The organism is Streptomyces humidus (assembly GCF_014649655.1).
GTDB classification, from domain to species: domain Bacteria; phylum Actinomycetota; class Actinomycetes; order Streptomycetales; family Streptomycetaceae; genus Streptomyces; species Streptomyces humidus.
Window position 1 is genome coordinate 172365 of the sequence record NZ_BMTL01000009.1, and the last position, 20749, is coordinate 193113.

A 20749-nucleotide genomic window follows, 5' to 3' on the forward strand; every position below is an offset into this window, starting at 1 on the left:
GGCCGGCCGGACGACTGCAGAAACGATCCGCACCATCCCTGTCGTTCACGAGAAGGAACCATGACCACGTCACAGCCCCAGCAGCCTCGGACCACACCTGACCGGACGGCCGAACCGGCGGAGGGAACGGGCGCGGCGGTCGCGGCCCGGACCGCCGCGGCCGGTGCGCCCCCGTCCACGGCCGGCGCGACCGCCGCTCTCCCCGGGGCCGAGCCCACGGCGCAGAGCGCTTCCGGCCCGGCCCGTCCGCCGGAGGTCTCCGGAGCGCAGGAGGAGAGCGCCGTCGTCCCCGCCTCTCGCACGGAGGAGACACGGGAGGCGGCGGAGGCGCGGGAAGCGCAGGAGGCGCAGGAGACAGAAGAGACGGAGGAGGCCGCGCAGGCTCGCGCGGGCATGGCCGAGCCGGCGCCCGCCGCCCCGGTGGGACGGCCGCACAAGAGCATTCTGGCCGGAGCCGCCTTCGCGGGAGTGCTGCTGCTGGCCATACCGTTCCTGGTGGGCGGCGGCGACGACAAGGATCACGCCGCCGGGTCCGGGGGGACGCAGGGAACCGTGCTCGGCTCCGGGCCGGACGAAGCCGGTTACGGCACCATCGGGTCGGCCTCCCCGACCACCGGCGCAGGACCCGTGGGGACAGGTGCGGGCGGCCGGTCCTCGGCGCCGGACGCCGCCGGACGTCCGCAGACGTACGCCGGGCCCGGCGCCGACGGCGCCGGGCCCGGCGGGGGCGGGAACTCCTCCGGCCGGCCGGCGAACCACACCGGCGGCGCGGCGCCCAGCAGGCCCAAGACGACGTCGCCGACTCCGCGGCCCACCCCGCCGGCGCCGCACCGCACGTCGTCCGGCTCCCACTCCCAGCAGTCGGCCGGCGGCTCCGCGACGGTCGTGGGGAAGTCCGTCACGAGTTACGCCTCCGGCCGCTGCATCGACGTCACGGACGCCGGGGGCAACGGCACACCGCTGCAGATCTGGGACTGCACCGGATCGGCCCAGCAGACCTGGCGGTTCATGAGCGACGGGACCGTCCGCTCCCTGGGCCTGTGCATGGACGTCGCCTGGGGATCGACCAGCAACGGCGCGGTGATCCAACTGGCCACCTGCAGCGGCAATCCCGCCCAGCAGTTCCGCCTCAACGCCGCGCACGACCTGGTCAACCCCCAGGCGGACAAGTGCGTCGACGTGAAGGGCCGGGGCACGGGCAACGGCGCCCGCCTCCAGCTGTGGGACTGCAACGGCGGGAGCAACCAGAAGTGGGCTTCCGGCTGACCGCCGGGGCGCCTGCCTGCCGGACAGCCGGTCCGGCAGGCAGGCGCGGCCGACGGAACGCTGCGAGGACTGCTTCCCGGCCGGACGCGTGCCCGCCCCTACTCGTCCGCCGGGAAGGAGGAGCCCGCCCCTACTCGTCCGCCGGGAAGGAGGGGGCGTGCATCACGTCACGGGAGCCGGTCGCCGCCTCCAGCTGACGCTGGGAAATGTTCAACACGCGCAGCAGGGAAATGGTCTGGCGTAAATTTCCCGGCCAGCGGTTCTCCGCCTCGGCCCTCATGTATTCGGCGGCATCCATTTCGATGGCCCGGGTCAGCCTCGGGACACTGAATTGCCGGGCGATTCGATGCTCGGCGAGAGTGCGGGGTTCTTCGATGCCCATCAATTCGATGGTCCGGCACCACAATACGTCCGCCAAGGCGAACAGCTGCCCCTCGGTGGGGTGTACGCCGCTCTCCCAGGCGGTGACCAACTCGGGATGGACGGGGTTGTTCAACACCCTCATCTCGCGCGCCACGTCGTGCGGCGACATCCCCAGGCGCCGGCGGATCGACAGGAAGTTGGCTGGGGAGAAGGGTGGTCGGTCCATGCCTCGTCGCTTTCGTGCGGTGTTGGACTCCTCTGGGGTTGAGCCGCCCGGCGCCGCAGAGGAGTAACGACACGAGAGTAGAGCCAACTTCTGTACAGGCAGCGGGACTTGAGGAAGCTCTGAGCTGTCAGTTCTGCCCGCCGGTCGTTCCACCGGTCGTCCCGCCGGTCGTCCCGCCGGTCGTTCCACCGGTCGTCCCGTTCCGCGTTCCGCCGGGCGGGCGGACGGGCGTCGGGCCGCACGCGGGGCGTGTCGTCCCGGCGGCGCCGCCGGAGGCGGCCGCCCGGGGATCCAGGTCCGGCCCCGAACGCAGCATCGTCAGCAGCGGCGAGGGCAGCGTCACCACGTCCTCCTCGCCGTACCCCAGCGCCTTCAGCGCTTCGCCGGAGGGCACCCGGTACTTCACCCCGTCCTCGGCCACGAAGTACGTCGTGTCGCCCACCGCCGCGCCGCCCGCGCCCAGGGCCCGCACCACGACGGCGCGGCCCGGCCGGACCACGACGGAGTCCACCGGCAGGCAGGCCGCCGCCGACTCGCCGGGCGCCGGCTGGGCCACCGGCGCCAGGGACGCGCGCGGCGCCAGCACGCTGCTGATCCGGACCAGCCCGTTCACGGGCTGCACCCGGGCGCAGAGCACCAGCCCGTCCGGTACGCCGACCGCCCGGGGCGGGGACTCGGGCAGACCCGCGGGGACGGCCGTCCCGGCCCGGTCCGTGGCGACCAGACGGCCGCGCAGGGCGTCGGCGCCCAGCGGCTCGGCTTCGGGAGAGCGCCCGGCGTAGGCGTCGCGACGGGTGGCGGGGTCGCCGAGGACGAGCGCGGCCCCGGTGTCCGTCAGCGGCGACAGGCCCTCCTTCCGCAGCAGGTAGTACCGGGGCGAGGACCCGGGCACCCGCACCACGTACACCCGGCCCACCGTGCCGGGGCCGTCGCCCAGCCGTGGCCCCGCGGCGCCGCGGTCCACGACGGCGGGCGGGGCGAGGTCGGGACCGGGGGCCAGCGTGTCCAGGAAGGCGGCGGACACCGGGCGGGGCGTGACGGAGCCGTAGCCGAGGGAGACGGCCGCGCCGGAGGCCTTGTCCAGCCGGAGCCGGCTGCCCCGCCAGACCAGATACGCCGTCCCGTCGGGACCGGTCGCCACGAGCGCCTCGCCGTCGGCCGTCGCCCGGCTCTCCACCGGGGCGCCGGCGACGAGGGTGGTGGCCGTGGGCCCCGAGGGGCCGGGGACCGAGCAGACGTGCCAGGCGCCGCCGTCCAGGCCGTCGGCCGTCGGCACGGTGTCCGGGGCGCCCGGTATGCCGACGGGGGTTCCGACGGGAGTCCCGCGCAGTGAGGCGCCGCGCACGTCCGTGGTCTTCAGGTCGCCTCCGCCGATCAGCAGGGCGGACGAATAGTTCCGCACCGGCCGCAGGCGGCCGTCGAGGTACAGGTAGCGGCCTCCGGTGTCCCTGTTGACGATCAGGGTGTCCGAGGCCTGCCAGGAGGTGTCGCCGCCGGGCGAGATGATCCCGTAGACCGTGGCGCCGGCCGCGACGAGAACGGCCACGACCACGCCGAGGGCCGCGCCTCGGGTGGTCCGGGACAGCGGGCTCTCCGGGGCGTCCGGATCGGCGAGCAGCATGCTGGAGGTGAGCCTGCCCATGGCGAAGGCATGGGCCTGGACCTGGTCACGCTTGGACTGCACGGGTCTGCGTCCCCTTTCCGTTCCGAGTGCCGGTCACCCGTTGATCGCGCGGAGGGCGCCGAACACGCCGAGCGTCCACAACGTCAGCGGCAACAGGGCGATCGCCAGCAGCGACTGCAGCAGTTCGGCCGTGCGGCCCCAGTGCGGCAGCATGCGCCGGCCCGGCACCGTCCAGGACGCGACGGCCAGCGCGGCGGCCAGCGCCAGGAGTCCCACGACCAGGGCGGGACGGTCGGCCGGGGACATCCGGGCCGCGGCGCCCACGACCAGCAGGGCCGCTCCCCACAGGCCCGGGATCACGAGCGCCAGCCGCTGCCAGACGTTGATCAGTCCCCGGCCGTGCAGCAGCAGAAGCAGCGACACCGTGCAGGCGGTCAGGACCTGGGGCAGCTCCGGCGACCGCACCAGGGCCACCAGGCAGCCGGCGCAGACGGCGCCGGTCGCCGCGTACAGGGCCGTCATCCAGCCGCCCGCGAGTTCGGTCCGGGCGGTGACGTCACCGCCGTTGTGGGGTTCGATGCCCTCCTGGAGCTGTTGGGCGCCGGCCGGCAGCGGGGGCAGCCGCAGCCCGGCGAGCTTGAAGGACAGCGAGGGCACGAAGGCGCCCAGGACGACGGCCACGGTGGCCACCGTGGCGCCGGCGCCGTCCGCGGGCACGTCCCCGACGCTCATGAGCGACCCGGCGGAGGCGGCGGCGATCCCCACGGCCGCCGTGGCGACGAACAGCGGGGGGTACACGGCCGTCGCGGCCAGCGCCAGAGCCGCGGCGCCGGCGGCCGTCGCCCCCGAGGCCAGCAGCCGTGCGCCGAGGACATGGTGGGGGTGGGGACCGGAGAGGGTGCCGCCGGCCAGCAGCCAGCCGGACAGTGCCAGGCAGGGCACCGCCAGGAAGCCGAGAGTGGCGCCCGCCGCCGCGTCCCCCACGGCCCGGACGGCCGTCGCCGCTCCGGCCAGCAGCAGCAGACCGGCCACGGCGGCGGTCACCGCCCGGAGGGCGACCGGTCCCCCGGGCCAGGCCAGCACCCCCAGACCGGTCAGCACGCAGAGCGCCACGGCCCCGCGGAGCAGCCGGCGTCCGGCCGCCGGACTCCAGCCGTGCACACGGTCGTTCATGACGTCGGCGATCGCGTCGACGAGATCGTCCAGCCGGACCTCGGGCAGCGCGTCGGCGTGCGGACGCAGGTGGAGCACCTCGCCGTCCTTCAGGCCGAGCGACTCCAGGGTGCCCTCGTCGTCCAGGGGGCCCTCGCCCAGCCGTTGCAGGACCCAGCCTCCGTGGTCCAGGCCGTTCTCCTCCAGTTCCTCGCCGGAGTAGCGCAACAGGGCCGGCAGGAGGTCGGCGACGGGAACGTCGGAAGGCACCGCCAGGTCCAGGATTCTTCCCGGGGCGCGCACGGTGAGATGGCACAGGGCCGAAACCGGGCTTTCAGTCATGGAAATGTCATCCGCCAGCTTGGTTCTGGGAGTTGAACAGATGCAGACTACTGACACCCCGAAGTATTCGTGAACGCCGCAGGGGGATTTCCCGCTCTTGACCCGACCCATGAGCGGCGCGCCACGGTTAAGGAGCACGTTCTTGAGTGTCGTCCTGTTCCGCCGTCCTGCCCGCAGACGGGGGCCAGAAATGCCGGAGGGCGAATTGACCCTCCAGGAGCCGCCGGTCCTGCCGGAGACGGTTCCGGACAATTCGGCGGTGTGGACATATCTGCCGATGGGGCTGATGTCCGTATCGATGATGCTGGCGTTCGTCCGGCCCGGCGGCAGCGGAGGTGTGCTGACCTACGTGGCGCTGGGCGTGATGGTCGTCGGCTCCGCGGTGATGATGGTCGGTCAGGTGATGCGCAGGAACGGCGAGCGCAAGCAGCGCCTGCGCGGCGAGCGCCGGGACTATCTGCGCTACCTCGCGCAGACCCGGCGGAAGGTCCAGCGGACGGTCGTCGAGCAGCACTCGGCGCTCGCCTGGCGTCATCCGGCGCCGCGGACGCTGCGTTCGATGGTGCGCACCACACGGCTGTGGGAACGGCGTGCCAAGGACGACGACTTCGCGGAGGTGCGGGTGGCCGTCGGCGACCAGCAGCTGGCCGTGCAGCTGGCCCCCGTGTCCACCAAGCCCGTGGAGGACCTCGACCCGCTGTGCGCGCACGCGCTGCGCCGGTTCATGCGGGCCTACAGCACGGTGCCGGATCAGCCCATCGCCCTGTACCTGCGGTCCTGGGCCCGGGTGCTGCTGCGCGGCGACGAGGCGGCGGCACGTGCTCTGGTGCGGAGCGCGCTGTGCCAACTGGCGGTGTTCCACGCCCCGGAGGAACTGTGGATCGTCCTGTGCGTGAGCGACGAGCGCCGGGCGGAGTGGGACTGGGTCAAGTGGCTGCCGCACAACCTGCACCCGTACGAACAGGACGGCGCGGGCCCCGCCCGGATGGTGGCCGCCGACCTCAACGCTCTGGAGGACCTGCTCGGTGTGGAGTTCACCGAGCGGCCCTCGTTCGACCCCGAGGGCGTTCCCGGCCGTGACGAGCCGTTCACGGTGCTCGTGGTGGACGGCGGCAGGGTCCCCGCCGGCCATCGCGTGGACGGCACGGGCCTGCGCAACGTCGTCGTGCTCGACCTGTCGCAGGCCCTGCGGTGGCGACCGGGACGCACCACCCTGCGGCTGGACGTGCGGCCGGACGGGCTGAGCCTGGTGCGCACCGACCGCAACCGCAAGGAGGAGTCGACGTTGCTGGGCCGGCCCGAGGGCGTCGGGCCGGCCGGCGCGCGGGCGCTGGCCCGGATGCTCGCGCCGTACCGGATGAGTCTGACCGCCGACATCGCCGAGCCGCTGTCCACGGACGTCGAACTGACTGCCCTGCTGGGCATCCCCGACCTGCACCGGCAGGATCCGGTCACGTTGTGGAAGAACACCACGGGCGCCGCCCGGCTGCGCGTTCCGGTCGCGGTGGGCGCCGACGGACGCCCGGTCGAACTGGACATCAAGGAGGCCGCGCAGGGCGGCATGGGTCCGCACGGCATGCTGATCGGCGCGACCGGCTCGGGCAAGAGCGAGCTGCTGCGCACCCTGGTGCTGGCGCTCGCCCTGAAGAACTCCTCGGAGACCCTGAACTTCGTCCTCGTGGACTTCAAGGGCGGAGCGACGTTCCTCGGCCTCGACGAGCTGCCCCACACCTCGGCGGTGATCACCAACCTCGCGGACGAGGCGGCCCTGGTGGAGCGTATGCGCGACGCCGTCCACGGCGAGCTGATACGACGTCAGGAACTGCTGCGGGCAGCCGGGAACCACACCTCCGCCCTCGAGTACGAGAAGGCGCGCGCGGCCGGAGCTGCGCTGGCGCCGCTGCCGAGTCTCTTCATCGTGGTCGACGAGTTCAGCGAACTGCTCGCCGCCCACCGGGACTTCATGGACCTGTTCGTGATGATCGGCCGGCTGGGCCGGTCTCTCGGGGTGCATCTCCTGCTGGCCTCACAGCGCCTCGACGAGGGACGCATGCACCAGCTGGAGAGCCATCTGTCCTACCGTATCGGCCTGCGCACCTTCTCGGCCATGGAGAGCCGCGGCGTGCTGGGCGTCCCGGACGCCTACCAGCTGCCGTCCCAGCCGGGCGCCGGCTTCCTCAAGAGCGGTGTGGAGGCGCTCACCAGGTTCCGTGCGGCGTACGTGTCGGGGCCGTACCGCTCACGCCGGGGCGCGGTGGTCCGGGCACGGGTCGCCAGTCAGGTGGTGCCGTGGACGGCGGACTACGTGGTGCCGCGCTCCCCGGCCCAGCAGCAGCCGGAGCCGGAGCCGGAGGAGGAGAACGCGGCGTCCCTGCTGTCGGTGGCCGTGGAGCGGCTGCGCGACGCGGGGCCGCCGGCCCTGCGGGTGTGGCTGCCGCCGCTCGACCTGCCGCCCACCCTCGACGGGCTGCTGCCCGGCCTGTGCGAGGACCCGGAGCGTGGGCTGGCGGCCTCGGCCTGGCCGGGGCTCGGACGGCTGAAGGTGCCGGTCGGCGTGGTGGACAAGCCGTTCGAACAACGCCGTGACCCGCTCGTGGTCGATCTCTCGGGCAGCGGCGGGCACATCGCGGTCGCGGGCGGTTCGCAGAGCGGCAAGTCGACGGTGCTCCGCACGCTGATCGCCGCGCTCGCCCTCACCCACACCCCCCGCGAGGTGCAGTTCTACTGCCTGGACCTCGGGGGCGGCACGCTGGCCGCACTCGCCGGACTGCCGCACGTCGGCGGTGTGGCGAGCCGGCTCGATCCCGAGCGGGTCAGCCGTACGGTGGCAGAGGTGACCGCTCTGCTCAACCGGCGCGAGCAGTTCTTCCTGGACCACAACATCGACTCCATGGCGACCTACCGCAGACGTCGGGCGGCGGGTGAGTTCGAGGACGAGCCCCACGGCGACGTCTTCCTGGTGGTGGACGGATGGGGCACGCTGCGTCAGGACTTCGACGCGCTGGTGCCCACCTTCAACCAGATCGCCGCACGGGGCCTGAACTACGGAGTGCACCTCGCCGTCGCCACGGCCCGCTGGATGGAGCTGTCCGCCCAGGTGCGCGACCAGGCGGCGACCCGCCTGGAACTGCGGCTGGGCGATCCCATGGACTCCGTGGTCGACATCCGCACGGCCGGGAACGTGCCGCGCAGCCCGGGACGCGGTCTGACGACGGACGGCAAACTGCACTTCCTGGCGGCGCTGCCGCGCGTCGACGGCCGGGAGGACGCCGACGACCTCACCGAAGGGGTGGCCGCGCTGGTGGAGAGGGTCGCCGGCTGCTGGTCCGGCCCCGCCGCCCCACCGGTGCGGACGCTGCCGCACCGGCTGCCGGTCTCGGAACTGCCGGAGCCGGAGGTGGCCGACGGACTGCGGATTCCGCTGGGCCTGGACGAAGAGACCCTGTCGCCGGTCTGGCACGACTTCAGCCGGACACCGCACCTGATCGGCATCGGCGACACCGAGAGCGGGAAGACCAACCTGCTGCGTCTGGTCGTCGCGGCCGTCACCGCCCGCTACAGCCCCGAGGAGGCCCGCATCCTCGTCGTGGACTACCGCCGCACGCTGGTCGAGGCGGTGCCGCAGGAGTACCGCCTCGGGCACGCGGTGTCGCTCGACGTCCTGCGGGAGATGGCGGCCGGTTCGGGCCGGGCCATCAAGGCCAGGCTGCCCGGACCGGACATCGCTCCGGCCCGCATGCGGCTCGCGGACTGGTGGACCGGGCCGAGACTGTTCGTGCTCGTCGACGACTACGACATGGTCGGCGGCGGCTTCGGCGGCACGCACCCCTTCGACCCGCTGTTCGACCATCTGAACCTGGGGCACGAGGCGGGGCTGCACATGGTGGTGGCGCGGTCCGCGACCGGTGCCGGGCGAGGCCTGAACGACCCGCTGCTCAGACGCCTGGACGAGATCAACACACCAGGGCTGCTGATGTCCTGCCCACCCTCGGAGGGCTACCTCTTCGGCAGCGTCAAGCCGCGCAACCTCCCGCCCGGCCGCGCCCAGTACATCGCCCGCCGCAAGGCGGTCCTCATGCAGACCGCGCTCGCGGACGAGGAGACGGGGGAGGCGCCGGGCGGGGAGTGAGCCGCCGAGGGGCGGGTCAGGGCGGTGGCGTCTCGTCTCCGGCCGGACCCCGGCGGCGGGCGCGGCCCTTCGGGCCGACCGCGGCGGCCCAGAGGACCGCCAGGACCAGGCTGCCGGCCGCCCCCGCCGCCATCAGGGCGCGCCGGGTGGCGCCGGCCCCCGACGCGTCCGTCTCCAGACGGACCGGTCCGGAGCCCGCGGCCGGCGTCACCCGCCCGGCCGCCTCGCCCGCCACCCGGGTGACGGCCCCGAAGGGGTCGAGCCTCGGTACGTCCGCCGGGTACGCGCTGGTGATCAGGCGGCGGGCCGTCCCGGCGGCGGACAGGCCGGGATGCGCGGACCTCACCAGAGCGGCTGTCGCGGCGACGTACCCGGCCGCGAGAGAGGGGCCGGAGCCGATGAAGTGCCCATGTCCCCGGGGACCGATGCCGAGGACGCCGTCGCCCGGCGCCGCGAGGTCGGCGTGGATCGGCACGACCGCGCCCCGCGGTCTGCGCCCCTGCACGTCGACGTCGACGACGGACAGCACGCCGGGTTCGCCCGCCGGCCAGTAGTCGGCGGGCGGCGCGGCGGAGGACGTGCTGTCGCGGGGGGCGTCGGGAGCGGCGGCGGCCACGATCAGGGCGTCGTGGCCGACGGCGTGGGACACGGCGCTCCTGAGCGCGGCGGAACTGCGCGGCACCGCGGGGGAGACCGCGATGACCCGTGCCCCGGCGTCCACGGCCGCCCGGATGCCGGCCGCGACCGTGGCGGCGGTCGCGGCGCCCCGCTCGTCCGTGCCCCGCACGGCCAGCACCCGGGCCTGCGGGGCCGCTCCGGCGAAGGCGACGCCCTTCACGGGGGCGGCGGCTATCAACCCGGCCACGAAGGTGCCGTGGCCCACGCAGTCGTCGCCCGCCTGACCGGCCGCGGCGACCCGGCCCGCCAGGGGCGGCGCCTTGAGGGAGACCCCGGTGTCGACCACGGCCACCGTCACCCCGGCGCCGGAGGCGAACTCCCGCACGCGCGTCAGCTCCAGGCTCCGCTGTTCCCAGGGCGTGGCCCGGGCCACCGTGGCGGAGCCGCCGGTGCAGGCGGCCCCGGCCGCCAGCCGGGACGGCATCACGGGCAGCCGTACCGGGGTCCCGGTCGCGGCGCCGGCCGCGGCGGGCGGCCCGGCCACCGCCGCGAGGACCGGGAGCAGGGCGACGACGACCCGCAGCGCGCGCCTCGCCCCCGGACGGCGCGGGCGGCGCGGGCGGCGCGCGGTGCCGTGGCGGACGTCGCTCCGGGGCGGTTGCGCAAGGGCGGGCGACGCGGCGGCGCGGCTCATTCGGCCACCGCCTCGGCGGGCGTCGCGTCCTCGGGAAGCAGCAGCCGGAGATCCTCCAGCCCGGGGGCGGCCATCGTGCTCAGCCGCCCGGCCTGCCGCGTCATCATGCCTTCCAGGACCTGCCGGGCGAGCCGCGCGTTGCCGAAGGACCGGTCGCGGGGAAGGGAATCGAAGTACGCGCGCAGCGCCTGGCCCGTGCCCGGCCCGCACTCGTACCCCGCGGCGGTCGCGTGCTGGCGCACGATGGTGACCAGTTCGTCCGACGTGTAGTCGGCGAACCTCACCCGGCGGGAGAAGCGCGAGGAGAGCCCGGGGTTGGAGGAGAGGAAGCGTTCCATCTCCGCCGTGTAGCCGGCGACGATGACGACCACCTGGTCCCGGTGGTCCTCCATGAGCTTGAGCAGGGTTTCCACGGCCTCCTGCCCGAAGTCCGATCCGGAGCCCGGCCCGCCGGGGGTCAGGGTGTAGGCCTCGTCGACGAACAGCACGCCGCCCAGGGCCCGTTCGAACGCCTCCCGGGTCAGCTGCGCGGTGTGGCCGACGTACCGGCCGACGAGGTCGGCGCGCGCCACCTCGACGAGCTGCCCCCGCGGCAGCACGCCCAGCGAGACCAGCAGTTCGGCGTAGAGGCGTGCCACCGTGGTCTTGCCGGTGCCCGGCGGTCCGGTGAAGACCAGGTGATGGCTGATGAGCGGCGCGGGCAGCCCCGCCGCCTCGCGCTGCCGGGTCACGGACAGCAGGTTGACCAGGTCGGTGACGTCGCGTTTGACGGCCGACAGGCCGACCAGGTCGCCGAGACGGGCCAACGGGTCGCCGGCCGGGCCGGCGGCCGCGCGCGCGGCCTCCTCGCCGAGGTCTTCGGGGAGAAGCACCTGCAGATCCCGGTCGGACAGGTCCGCGAGCGTGGCCAGCCGGGACGCCTGCCGGTCGACCATCTGCTCGAACACCTGGCGGGCGGCACGGCCGTTGCCGAAGGACCCGTCCTTAGGCATGCGCTCGAAGTGCGCGCCGAGGCTGATCCGGGTGGTGTCGTCGAGGCTGTACTGGTGCCCGGAGCACATGCTCTCGACGATCGCCACGAGTTCGGGCACCGCGTAGTTCTCGAACTCCACGGTCCGGGAGAAACGCGAGGCCAGACCGGGGTTGGAGGCCAGGAACGCCTCCATCTCGGCGGAGTATCCGGCGGCGACGACGACCACGTCGTCCCGGTGGTCCTCCATCAGCTTGAGGAGGGTGTCGACGGCCTCCCTTCCGAAGTCGGCGCCGGAACCACGGCCGTCGGAGAGCAGGGTGTACGCCTCGTCGACGAAGAGCACGCCGCCCAGGGCGCGCTCGAAGGCCTCGGTGGTCTTGATGGCGGTGCCGCCGATGACCTGCGCCACCAGGTCGGCCCGGGAGACCTCGACGAGATGGCCCGAACGCAGTGCGCCGAGCTCGGCGAGGATCGCCCCGTAGAGCCGGGCCACGGTCGTCTTGCCGGTGCCGGGCGGGCCCGCGAAGACGAGGTGGCGGCCCATGGGAGGGGCGGGCATGCCCGCCTTGGCGCGGCGCTGCGCCAGACGCGTCAGGTTGACCAGGGTGCGGACCTGTTGCTTGACGTTGTCCAGGCCGATGAGGGAGTCGAGAGCGCCGAGCGGGCCGTCCTCCCGGGTGAGCCCGGCTTCCCGGCCTGCCGCGCCGTCCCCCCGGGCGAGGTCCGCGCCGTCCGCCCCGTCGGGGCCCCACGCGTCCTGCCCGCCGTTGCCGCTGCTGGTCAGCCCTTCGACGGCGAGCCGCTCGCCGGGCCTGGAGTGGACGAGTCCACGTCCGCCGTTGTCCCGGACGGCGCAGTTGACCACGGACACCGGATCGGTGGACTCGATGCGCAGACCGTCCTGCGCGCTGCCCCGGATCTCGCAGGAGGTGAACGAGCCGCGCGCGCCGTCGGCGACCAGGATCCCGTGCCGGCCGCTGCCGGCCACTCGCAGCCGGGTCGCGGTGACCTCTCCGCCGCCCTCGACGGTGACACCGGACTCCGCGGCCTCGGTGATCTCCAGGTCCCGCAGCGTCATGGCGCCGTCGGCGCCGATCGACACACCGCCGGCGGCGGGTGCGAGGACCGATCCGCCGCCGACGTAGACGTTGCCGTCGTCCTCGGACCTGACACCGCAGCCGCCGGGCCGCTCCACGGTGCAGTCCTCCAGCCGGCCCCGGCCGTCCTCGAGGACTTCCACGCCGTGCCCCCGCGGCGCCGTGATACGGGCGCGCCTGACCAGAGGGTTGGCGCCGGTGCGGATGGACACGCCGTTTCCCTGCGCGTCGGTGACGTCGAGCCGGTCCAGCTCGGCGGCCGACTCCTCCTCGAGCAGGACGGCCGTCGCCGCGCAGTCCCTGACGGTCAGGCCGACCAGGACGGGGGAGGCGTGATCGCTCACCCGGAGGGCGGGGGCCTCGGCCGTGTCCAGCCAGCAGTCCTCGTACGTGCCCCGGGAGCGGTCGGTGATCAGGAGCCCATGGCTCCTGGTCCGCGCCGTACGGCATCTCCGGACGACCGGGTCGCTGCCGCCGCTGACCACGATGCCGGCGCCGGTGGTGCCGGTGACCCGCACCTCCTCGAGTTCCGACCGGCCCCGGCTGGAGAGCTGGATGCCCGTGCTGGTGTCGTGCACCACGCTCCGCAGGACGCGCGTGGTGCTGTGGCCCTCCAGGGCGACGGCGGGCTTGTCGGTCGAGGAGATGTCGCATTCCTCGACCGACCCGTGAGACTCCCCGCCGGCGAGGACGCCGTTGCCGCGGGCGTCACGGACCGTGCAGCCGCGCAGGGTCATCCGCCCGTTCTCACCTATGACGGCGCCGGACGTGCCGAGGTGCTCGATCGTGCACGACTCGACGGAGGTCTCCACCGGGGAGGTGACCACGAGGCCGGCGCCGCCGGGATTGCTGATCCGGCAGTCCCGCAGGGCGAGCGAGCCGCCGGCCCGGGCCAGCAGGGCCGTCCACGCGGCGCCGGTGATCTCGCAGCCGTGCATGGCCAGCTGTCCGCGCGGCGCGTCGACGACGGGCAGATCCTGGTCACGCCCCTCGAACACCAGGTCGGTGAGCATGGCGGCCTCGGCCCTGAGCACCAGCGCGCTGCCACGGCGCGGTGCGATCCGGACGGTGCCGCGCCCCTGTTCCGCCACGATGGTGACCGGGGTGGTGAGGGTCAGGTTCTCCGCATACGTGCCGGGAAGCACATTGACGACGGCACCGCTTCGCGCCCTGGCCAGAACCTCACTGATCGTCCGGAAGCCGTCGGGTCCCTCAGGTCGGACCGTAAGTACCTGGCGTGACACGCGCGTTCCTCCTTCTTCGCGACCTCGCAAGGCCACAGAGCCCGCCCCCGAGAAGTCTGGATCACCATCATGCCGGGCACGGCCCTGCCGGAACGCCGGGGACCGCCTCAAGTGAGGAGCCCTGAGCCTGACTTGAGCTTCCACCTGCCGGACCGGCCCGCCGGCGGCGCGGGCGGCTCCGCCAGCGGCACGGACCGGCGGCGATGCGAGAGCGCATGTCCGCGCCCCACGAGGCCGACGGCAGACCGCCCTCGCGGCCCGGCCTCCGGGGGAGGCGCTCGACGGGGAGAGCGGGCGAAGGGCGGAGCACGCGGGAGGCGGTGGAACGTAAACCCGTCGACAGCGCGCCTTCGGGCCCGGCAGAGTGGCCGCCCGTGACGAGCAGTGAGCTGTGGACCCGCGCGACCGCCGACCGCTACGACGCCGAGGAGACCGAGATGTCCTCGGCCGCGGTCCTCGGGCCGACGGTCGCCTTCCTCGCCGAACTCGCCGGGGAAGGCCGGGCGCTGGAGTTCGCCGTCGGAACCGGCCGGGTGGGCGTCCCGCTCCGGGAACGGGGCGTGCCGGTGGCGGGCATCGAGCTGTCCGAGCACATGGCGGCGGCCCTGCGGCGCAAGATCGGTGAGGACATGCTCCCGGTCGTCATCGGAGACATGGCCACGACAGTCGTGCCCGGCGAGTTCGCCCTGGTCTATCTCGTCTACAACACCATCTCGAACCTGCTCACCCAGGACGAGCAGGTCGAGTGCTTCCGCAACGCCGCACGTCATCTGGAGCCCGGCGGCCGGTTCGTCATCGAGCTGGGCGTGCCGCCGTTGCGGTTCCTGCCGCCCGGCCAGGTCGCGGTGCCCTTCGACGTCTCCGAACGGCACCTCGGCTTCGACACGTTCGACCTCGTCGAGCAGATCCTCGTCTCGCACCACCTCACCGCCGACGGAGACGACGGCCGCTACCGCCGTGACGCCTCCCGGCACCGGTACGCCTGGCCGGCCGAACTCGACCTGATGGCGCGCATCGCCGGGCTCGAGCTGGAGCGTCGTGTCGCGGACTGGGACGGGTCGCCGTTCACCCAGGAGTCCGCCAAGCACATCTCCGTGTGGCGCAAGCCGGTCCGGGCCTGACAAACCGTGAATCAGGCCGGGGTGCCGGTGCGTATGCCTGCCAGGAGATGGGCGAGGGCGGTCGGGGTGGTGGTGAGGACCGTGGCGGGCGTGACGGACTCCCGCAGGAGTACGGCGGGGGCGGCGGTCGAGGCGAGTTCGAGGCAGTTGTTGCCGTCGCCGAAGCCTGAGAAGGACGATTTCTGCCAGTCGTCGGACGTCGTCGCAGCGCGCATCACAGCTCCTTCGCCAGCCTGTGGATGAAGTCACGTGAACGTTCGGCGTTCAGTGAGACTCCCTCCACTTTACGGAAAAACGTTCGAAGTGCGCCCATTTGAGCCTCGGAGTCGATGTAGGCCGTGCCGTGTGGCGCAAGCCGGTCCGGGTCTGAGAACCGCGGCTCAGGCCGGGGTGCCGGTGCGTATGCCTGCCAGGAGATGGGCGAGGGCGGTCGGGGTGGTGGTGAGGACCGTGGCGGGCGTGACGGACTCCCGCAGGAGTACGGCGGGGGTCGCGGTCGAGGCGAGTTCGAGGCAGTTGTTGCCGTCGGAACCACCGGAGAAGGACGACTTCTGCCAGTTGCCGGTACTCGTCACAGCGCGCCTCACACTTCCTTGGCCATCCTGCTCATGAAGTCGCGCGACGCGTCCGGCCCCAGCGACTCCGCTTCCAGCTTACGGAAGAGTGTTCGAAGGGAGTCGAGCTGGGCTTCGGAGTCGACGAGGGCCGTGCCTTCCGGGCCGTCCCGCTGGGCCGAGTCCAGTTTGGGTACCGCGCCACCGGCCAGCATCATGGTGTTCCAGGCTCCTGCGAAGCCGTCGCGGTCGAAGGGGATCACTCGCACGGTGACGTGGTCCGCCTCGGACAGCTGCAGGATGTGCACGAGCTGGGCCCGGGCGGCGGCGCGGTCGCCGACCCTGATGCGCAGGGCCGATTCATGGACGACAGCCTCGTAGGGGACGGGCTCCGGCCGCTCGATGATCACCCTGCGTTCCATCCGGTGCTGCACCCGCAATTCCAGTTCGGGGCCGGGTAGTTCAGGTACTCGATAGGCGAAGACGGCGCGTGCGTAGTCCTCCGTCTGCAGGAGGCCGGGCACGTGCAGGCACTCCACGTCCGCCCGGTACGTGGCATGGTGCTCCAGTTCGGCCAGGTCCAGGAACGCTGAGGGCAGTCGTCCTCGATATTCCTCCCACCAGCCCCGCGTGCGATCGGTCGCCATGGCCACCAACGCGTCGATGAACATCTCGTCCATGCAGGCGTAATGGGCGGCCAGACTCCGCAATCGCGCCTCGCTCACACCGGACTGGCCGTACTCGATCTGATTGATCTGAGTCGGACTCACCCCGAGCAGGGCCGCCGCCTCACGCGCCTTGAGGCCGGCCGCCTCCCGGAGCCTGCGCAGCTCAACAGCCAGACGCACCTGGCGTGCGGTCGGTTCGCGCCTCAAGCCCATCGGCCACCCCTCCCAACCCGCCCGCGAAGGCGACTCGTTCGGCGTCAGATTACTGGACCGACTTGCCCAACCTGGAAATCCAGGTCTACCGTCGGTGACGCACCGAACACGCTGCGGAAGTGCACCACTCCGTCCTGCCGGGACGGCTGCGGCATGCCACCGCCCGTGATGTCACCCCCCGACCCACCCGTGGAGCCGAGCCATGCCCGAAACCGACCGCGCCCGTGACGACGCCTGGGAGTACTCCCTCTCCATCCCCACCGACCCCAGAGCCGTGACCGTCTGCCGCCGCACCCTGCGGCTGATCCTCACGCTGCACGACCTGGCCGGCCTCGTCGACACGGCGGAACTGCTCGCCTCGGAGCTGGTCTCCAACGCCGTCCTGCACACCAAGGGCCCCGCGTGTCTGCGCCTGCGCTTCCGGGACGGCGTCCTGCAGATCGGCGCGTGGGACGCGGACCCCGAACCGCCCCGGCCGCCGGGGAGGCCGGACGACCCGGGCGAGGCCGAGAGCGGACGCGGGATGACCCTGGTCCGGGCCTGCTCGGACCTCTGGCACTGGCAGCCGCTGTCCCGCATGGGGCACCGGGGCAAGCTGGTGTGGTGCGAACTTAATGCGGCGTAGCTCGTTGATCACGTCGTACAGAAAGGAGAGCCGATGGTCGGCTCGTCGCACGAGGCGCTGCACCGGATCTTCCAGAAGGATCCAGCGCTGCTCACCCGTGCACTTCAACAGGTGTTGCACGTCCCCTTTCCGGAGCCGTACGACTTCGCCGGCATGAACGTCGACCTCACCGAGATCGAGCCCGTCGAGCGCCGCGTGGACACGCTCCTCAGGGCCGAGACCGACGAGGGAAGCTACCTGCTGGTCGTGGAGTCGCAGGGCAAGCCGGACGAGCGGAAGCGCGGTAGCTGGCCGTACTACCTCAGCTACCTGTACGAGAAGTACCGCTGCGAACCGGTGCTGATCGTCGTCACGCAGAGCAGCACCACAGCCCGCTGGGCGGCGCAGCCCATCCACAGGGGCGTACGCGAGATGCCTTCGCTGACAGTGCGCCCTTTCGTGCTCGGGCCGGACAACGTACCCGTGATCGCCACGGAGGAGGAGGCAAGACAGGATCCGCCCCTCGCGGCGCTCTCGGCCATGACACACGGCCGGGGACGGCAGGCTCCCGCCATACTGGAATCGCTGGCAGCCGCCCTGAAGGGCATGGACCGCGACAGCGCCGCGGTTCTCGTGCAGTTCGTCGACTCGTGCCTGGCGGATGACCAGGCCCGGCAGATGTGGAGGGACCTGATGACGGCGATGCAGTACTTCTGGCGGCATCCGCTCGCCGAGGAGGTGCGGGAACAGGGCCGCGAGGAAGGCCGCGAGGAAGGCCGGCTTCAGGAGCGGGCGCAGGCGATTCTGCGCACTCTCAAGTGGCGCCGGATCGCTGTCCCCGCCTCCGTCCGCGAACGTGTCCTCGCCTCTACGGACTTCGACGAACTCGGAACCTGGCTCGACCGTTCCTATGAGGTCGACCACGTGCAGGAGCTGTTCGGCGAGGATCCGGCATGAGCGCGAAGGCCGGCGAGGGGGGCCGTGCGCGCAGACGTGGCCGGGGCCCTCTTCGCGGTACCGGTCAGCCCAGCTCCCGCACCGGCGTTCCCGCCAGGTACGCCCGGATGTCCTCCACCGCCTGCCCGTAGTACCGCTCGTAGTTGGCCCGGGAGACGTAGCCGAGGTGCGGGGTCGCCAGCAGGCGGGGGGCGCTGCGCATCGGGTGGCCGGCGGGGAGGGGCTCCACGTCGAAGACGTCCACGCCCGCGCCCGCGATACGGCCCTCGCGCAGCGCCGCCAGCAGCGCCTCCTGGTCGACGATCGCCGCCCGCGAGGTGTTGACCAGGTAGGCCGTCGGCTTCAGCAGGGCCAGCTCAGCCGGTCCCACCAGACCCCGGGTGCGCTCGCTCAGCGCCAGGTGCACCGACACGAAGTCGCTCTCGGAGAGCAGCGCCTCCTTCGACGGGGCCCGCCGCACGCCGACTTCGGCCGCCCGCTCCTCCGTCAGGTTCTGGCTCCACGCACTCACCTCCATGCCGAAGGCGAGCCCCACCCGGGCCACCGCGCTCCCGATCTTCCCGAGGCCCAGCAGACCGAGCCGGCGGCCGTGCAGGTCCGCGCCGACCGTCGACTGCCACGGCCCGCCCTCCCGCAGGGCCGTGCTCTCCTCGACCAGGCCCCGGGCCAGGCCCAGCAGCAGCGCCCACGTCAGCTCGACGGGCGGAGTCGACGAACTCTGCGTGCCGCAGACCGTCACCCCGTTCGCCTTCGCCGCCGCGTAGTCGATCACCGAGTTGCGCATGCCGGAGGCCACCAGCAACCGCAGCCGGGGGAGACGGTCCAGCAGCGACGCGGGGAAGGTGACCCGCTCCCGCAACGTGACCACGCAGTCGAAGTCGGCCAGCGCCGCTGCGAGTTCGCCCTCGTCGCCGAAGTGCTCGGTGAAGGGGACCACCTCCAGCTCACGGCCCGGGACCGACCAGTCGGCGACGGTCGTCGCCACGTTCTGGAAGTCGTCGAGTACGGCACAGCGGAAGGGCACGGCGTTTCCTCCAGGCGGCTTGTCCGCGGGTGGTCCTTCCCGTCCCGACCGGGAAGCTCCCGTCCGAGATTACGGTGCGGACGTGAGCGCCTCCGCCCACCCCCTGGCCGAGCAGCGCGGCGTCGAGCGGAAGCAGAACATGGGGAAGAAGAACATGTGGCGAAGGGAGAGGAAACAGGGGGCTGTCGGAGCAACGGCCGCCTCTGAGGCAACATCTAGGTGAACGACGCCGCCGCGCGAGCACCGGGCGCGGCTGCCGTCGAAGGCCGGACGGAGCGAGAGGGACGTGGTGGACGTGGGGGATGCGCTCGACGCGGGACACGCGGGAGACGCGGGAGACCCGGACAAGGCGGGTGACTCGGTGGAGCCGAGGATCGCCGTCGCCGTGGTGACGATGGGGGACCGGCCCGCCCAGGTCGACGCGCTGCTGGAGTCGGTGGCCAAGCAGGACCTGGCCCCGGCCCGCATCGTGATCATCGGCAACGGCTGCGTGCTCCCCGAGTTCGCCGAGCGGCTGTCCCTCCCCGGCGAGGTCACCACGATCGACGTCGACGAGAACCTCGGCTGTCCCGGCGGCCGCAACGTCGGTCTCGCCCGCCTGCGTGAGTTCGGGGACGTCGACGTCGTCGTCGAACTGGACGACGACGGGCTGCTCGTCGACGCCGACGTCCTGCGCCGCGTCCGCGACCTCTACGCGGCCGACCCCCGCCTCGGCATCGTCGGCTTCCGCATCGCGGACGAACACGGCGAGACCCAGCGCCGGCACGTGCCGCGCGTCGGCGCGTCCGACCCGCTCCAGGGCGGCTACGTCACCGGCTTCCTCGGCGGCGGCCACGCCCTGAGCATGGCCATGCTCGACGAGACCGGCGACTGGCCCGCCGAGTTCTTCTTCGCGCACGAGGAGACGGACCTGGCCTGGCGCGCCACCGACGCCGGCTGGAAGATCCTCTACGCGCCCGAGCTGCTGCTCCAGCACCCCAAGACGTCGCCCGCCCGGCACGCCATCTACCACCACGTCACCGCGCGCAACCGGGTCTGGCTGGTCCGGCGCAACCTTCCGCTGCCGCTCATCCCGGTCCACCTGGGCGTCTGGATCGCCGTCACGCTGCTGCGCACACGCTCGCTCGCCGGACTCAGGGCCTGGTTCGGCGGTTTCGCGGAGGGTGCGCGGAAACCGGCGGGCGCTCGTCGGCCCATGAAGTGGCGGACGGTGTGGCGGCTCACCCGACTGGGCAGGCCGCCGGTCGTCTGAGTCCACCGGTCGTCCGAGCCTGGGGATCTACCCGACTGGAGCTCCATGCGCGCACACCGCCCCCTCGTCTTCACCCTCGTCCTCTCCGCTGCAGCTCTCACCAGCTCCTGTACGGAGCGGAAGCAGGAACCGCCCGATTCCGCAAAAGAAAAGACGATATCCGCGTCACAACCCGCCACATGGGACGGCAAAGAAGACGCAGAAGCGGCGATGCAGCGCGCCACACGCGCTCTGAACGCAGTCGAACCCGAGACCGCTGCTCGCCAGGACTCAGACACGACAACCTTGGCGAAGGGCCTGGACAGGACGTTCACCATGCAGGGCAAAAGGCCCTACACGTTCGACATCGCCTGCCAGACTCCCGCAACGCACACGCTCACGCTGAAGCTGATACGGGGCGACGTGGCGAACGAATGGGACGTGGAGTGCGGTGACCGCGAAGCGGACCAACTCGACATCCCGGCCGGCGCTCCCATCACCGCTCAGATCAGACCAGCGAGTGGCGAGACCGAAGGCATCATCAGCTGGCGACTCAACACCGTAGGAGCTGAGGACGTACAGGATTGCATGGACGACATCACAGAGTGTTGAGCTGAGCTGAGTCCGCCTGTCGTCCGAGGCCGTCGGC

The 20749-nt window shown here is 72.6% G+C and carries 16 protein-coding genes; 7 read left to right on the forward strand and 9 right to left on the reverse strand.

Going from position 1 to position 20749, the window contains the following annotated elements; all coding sequences use genetic code 11:
* Nucleotides 1–60: 60 nt before the first annotated feature.
* A complete protein-coding gene (locus IE239_RS13020; RefSeq protein ID WP_190149425.1) occupies nucleotides 61–1266 on the forward strand; it encodes a ricin-type beta-trefoil lectin domain protein in 1206 nt (401 codons plus the stop codon).
* Between the two features lie 130 nt (nucleotides 1267–1396).
* Here IE239_RS13020 and IE239_RS13025 read toward each other — a convergent pair whose 3' ends face one another.
* The 3 genes from IE239_RS13025 to eccD all read right to left on the reverse strand — a co-directional run bounded on the left by IE239_RS13025 (nucleotide 1397) and on the right by eccD (nucleotide 4973).
* Complete coding sequence (locus IE239_RS13025) at nucleotides 1397–1855, reverse strand: helix-turn-helix domain-containing protein (protein WP_190149426.1); 459 nt, start codon at nucleotides 1853–1855, stop codon at nucleotides 1397–1399.
* Between the two features lie 127 nt (nucleotides 1856–1982).
* Entirely contained in the window at nucleotides 1983–3539 is a 1557-nt protein-coding gene (eccB, locus tag IE239_RS13030) for a type VII secretion protein EccB (RefSeq protein WP_190149427.1), read from the reverse strand.
* Between the two features lie 33 nt (nucleotides 3540–3572).
* Nucleotides 3573–4973, reverse strand: coding sequence for a type VII secretion integral membrane protein EccD (gene eccD, locus IE239_RS13035; protein ID WP_190149428.1), 1401 nt, complete (start codon nucleotides 4971–4973; stop codon nucleotides 3573–3575).
* A gap of 190 nt (nucleotides 4974–5163) precedes the next feature.
* Between eccD and eccCa the strand changes: the two genes are divergently transcribed.
* Nucleotides 5164–9102, forward strand: coding sequence for a type VII secretion protein EccCa (gene eccCa, locus IE239_RS13040; RefSeq protein WP_190149508.1), 3939 nt, complete (start codon nucleotides 5164–5166; stop codon nucleotides 9100–9102).
* Nucleotides 9103–9118: 16 nt separating this feature from the next.
* On the opposite strand, the gene IE239_RS13045 is transcribed toward eccCa, so the two are convergent.
* Both IE239_RS13045 and IE239_RS13050 read right to left on the reverse strand, forming a co-directional pair.
* Nucleotides 9119–10414, reverse strand: coding sequence for a S8 family serine peptidase (locus IE239_RS13045; protein ID WP_190149429.1), 1296 nt, complete (start codon nucleotides 10412–10414; stop codon nucleotides 9119–9121).
* Nucleotides 10411–13728 carry a right-handed parallel beta-helix repeat-containing protein gene (locus IE239_RS13050; protein ID WP_190149430.1) on the reverse strand — a complete coding sequence of 1106 codons (3318 nt, stop codon included), beginning with the start codon at nucleotides 13726–13728 and terminating at the stop codon, nucleotides 10411–10413. Before IE239_RS13050 ends, IE239_RS13045 begins: the two co-directional genes overlap by 4 nt.
* A gap of 374 nt (nucleotides 13729–14102) precedes the next feature.
* On the opposite strand from IE239_RS13050, the gene IE239_RS13055 reads away from it, so the two are divergent.
* Nucleotides 14103–14849 (forward strand): class I SAM-dependent DNA methyltransferase, encoded by a 747-nt coding sequence (locus tag IE239_RS13055; RefSeq protein ID WP_190149431.1) that lies wholly within the window; start codon nucleotides 14103–14105, stop codon nucleotides 14847–14849.
* Nucleotides 14850–14860: 11 nt separating this feature from the next.
* On the opposite strand, the gene IE239_RS13060 is transcribed toward IE239_RS13055, so the two are convergent.
* The 3 genes from IE239_RS13060 to IE239_RS13070 form a co-directional block, all read right to left on the reverse strand.
* Nucleotides 14861–15064 (reverse strand): DUF397 domain-containing protein, encoded by a 204-nt coding sequence (locus tag IE239_RS13060; protein ID WP_190149432.1) that lies wholly within the window; start codon nucleotides 15062–15064, stop codon nucleotides 14861–14863.
* A 165-nt stretch (nucleotides 15065–15229) separates the two neighbouring features.
* Nucleotides 15230–15424 carry a DUF397 domain-containing protein gene (locus IE239_RS13065; RefSeq protein ID WP_190149433.1) on the reverse strand — a complete coding sequence of 65 codons (195 nt, stop codon included), beginning with the start codon at nucleotides 15422–15424 and terminating at the stop codon, nucleotides 15230–15232.
* A gap of 8 nt (nucleotides 15425–15432) precedes the next feature.
* Nucleotides 15433–16284: a helix-turn-helix domain-containing protein gene (locus IE239_RS13070; RefSeq protein WP_190149434.1), complete on the reverse strand. Its 852-nt coding sequence runs from the start codon at nucleotides 16282–16284 to the stop codon at nucleotides 15433–15435.
* Between the two features lie 202 nt (nucleotides 16285–16486).
* On the opposite strand from IE239_RS13070, the gene IE239_RS13075 reads away from it, so the two are divergent.
* Nucleotides 16487–16909, forward strand: a complete 423-nt coding sequence (locus IE239_RS13075; RefSeq protein ID WP_190149435.1) for an ATP-binding protein — start codon at nucleotides 16487–16489, stop codon at nucleotides 16907–16909.
* 33 nt (nucleotides 16910–16942) lie between these two features.
* Nucleotides 16943–17845 carry a hypothetical protein gene (locus IE239_RS13080; protein WP_190149436.1) on the forward strand — a complete coding sequence of 301 codons (903 nt, stop codon included), beginning with the start codon at nucleotides 16943–16945 and terminating at the stop codon, nucleotides 17843–17845.
* 64 nt (nucleotides 17846–17909) lie between these two features.
* On the opposite strand, the gene IE239_RS13085 is transcribed toward IE239_RS13080, so the two are convergent.
* Nucleotides 17910–18869 (reverse strand): D-2-hydroxyacid dehydrogenase family protein, encoded by a 960-nt coding sequence (locus IE239_RS13085; protein ID WP_190149437.1) that lies wholly within the window; start codon nucleotides 18867–18869, stop codon nucleotides 17910–17912.
* A gap of 361 nt (nucleotides 18870–19230) precedes the next feature.
* Here IE239_RS13085 and IE239_RS13090 point away from each other — a divergent pair, with 361 nt between their 5' ends.
* The gene (locus IE239_RS13090) at nucleotides 19231–20121 is read left to right on the forward strand and encodes a glycosyltransferase family 2 protein (RefSeq protein ID WP_190149509.1); all 891 of its coding nucleotides are present in this window, start codon (nucleotides 19231–19233) and stop codon (nucleotides 20119–20121) included.
* A gap of 45 nt (nucleotides 20122–20166) precedes the next feature.
* Entirely contained in the window at nucleotides 20167–20712 is a 546-nt protein-coding gene (locus tag IE239_RS13095) for a hypothetical protein (RefSeq protein ID WP_190149438.1), read from the forward strand.
* The last annotated feature ends 37 nt before the right edge of the window (nucleotides 20713–20749 follow it).

Bases quoted from the DNA above. Each gene is read 5' to 3' on its own strand.
- IE239_RS13020 (WP_190149425.1), top strand. From the start codon at position 61: ATGACCACGTCACAGCCCCAGCAGCCTCGGACCACACCTGACCGGACG.
- IE239_RS13025 (WP_190149426.1), bottom strand. From the start codon at position 1,855: ATGGACCGACCACCCTTCTCCCCAGCCAACTTCCTGTCGATCCGCCGG.
- eccD (WP_190149428.1), bottom strand. From the start codon at position 4,973: ATGACTGAAAGCCCGGTTTCGGCCCTGTGCCATCTCACCGTGCGCGCC.
- eccCa (WP_190149508.1), top strand. From the start codon at position 5,164: ATGCCGGAGGGCGAATTGACCCTCCAGGAGCCGCCGGTCCTGCCGGAG.
- IE239_RS13045 (WP_190149429.1), bottom strand. From the start codon at position 10,414: ATGAGCCGCGCCGCCGCGTCGCCCGCCCTTGCGCAACCGCCCCGGAGC.
- IE239_RS13060 (WP_190149432.1), bottom strand. From the start codon at position 15,064: ATGCGCGCTGCGACGACGTCCGACGACTGGCAGAAATCGTCCTTCTCA.
- IE239_RS13070 (WP_190149434.1), bottom strand. From the start codon at position 16,284: ATGGGCTTGAGGCGCGAACCGACCGCACGCCAGGTGCGTCTGGCTGTT.
- IE239_RS13075 (WP_190149435.1), top strand. From the start codon at position 16,487: ATGCCCGAAACCGACCGCGCCCGTGACGACGCCTGGGAGTACTCCCTC.
- IE239_RS13080 (WP_190149436.1), top strand. From the start codon at position 16,943: ATGGTCGGCTCGTCGCACGAGGCGCTGCACCGGATCTTCCAGAAGGAT.
- IE239_RS13095 (WP_190149438.1), top strand. From the start codon at position 20,167: ATGCGCGCACACCGCCCCCTCGTCTTCACCCTCGTCCTCTCCGCTGCA.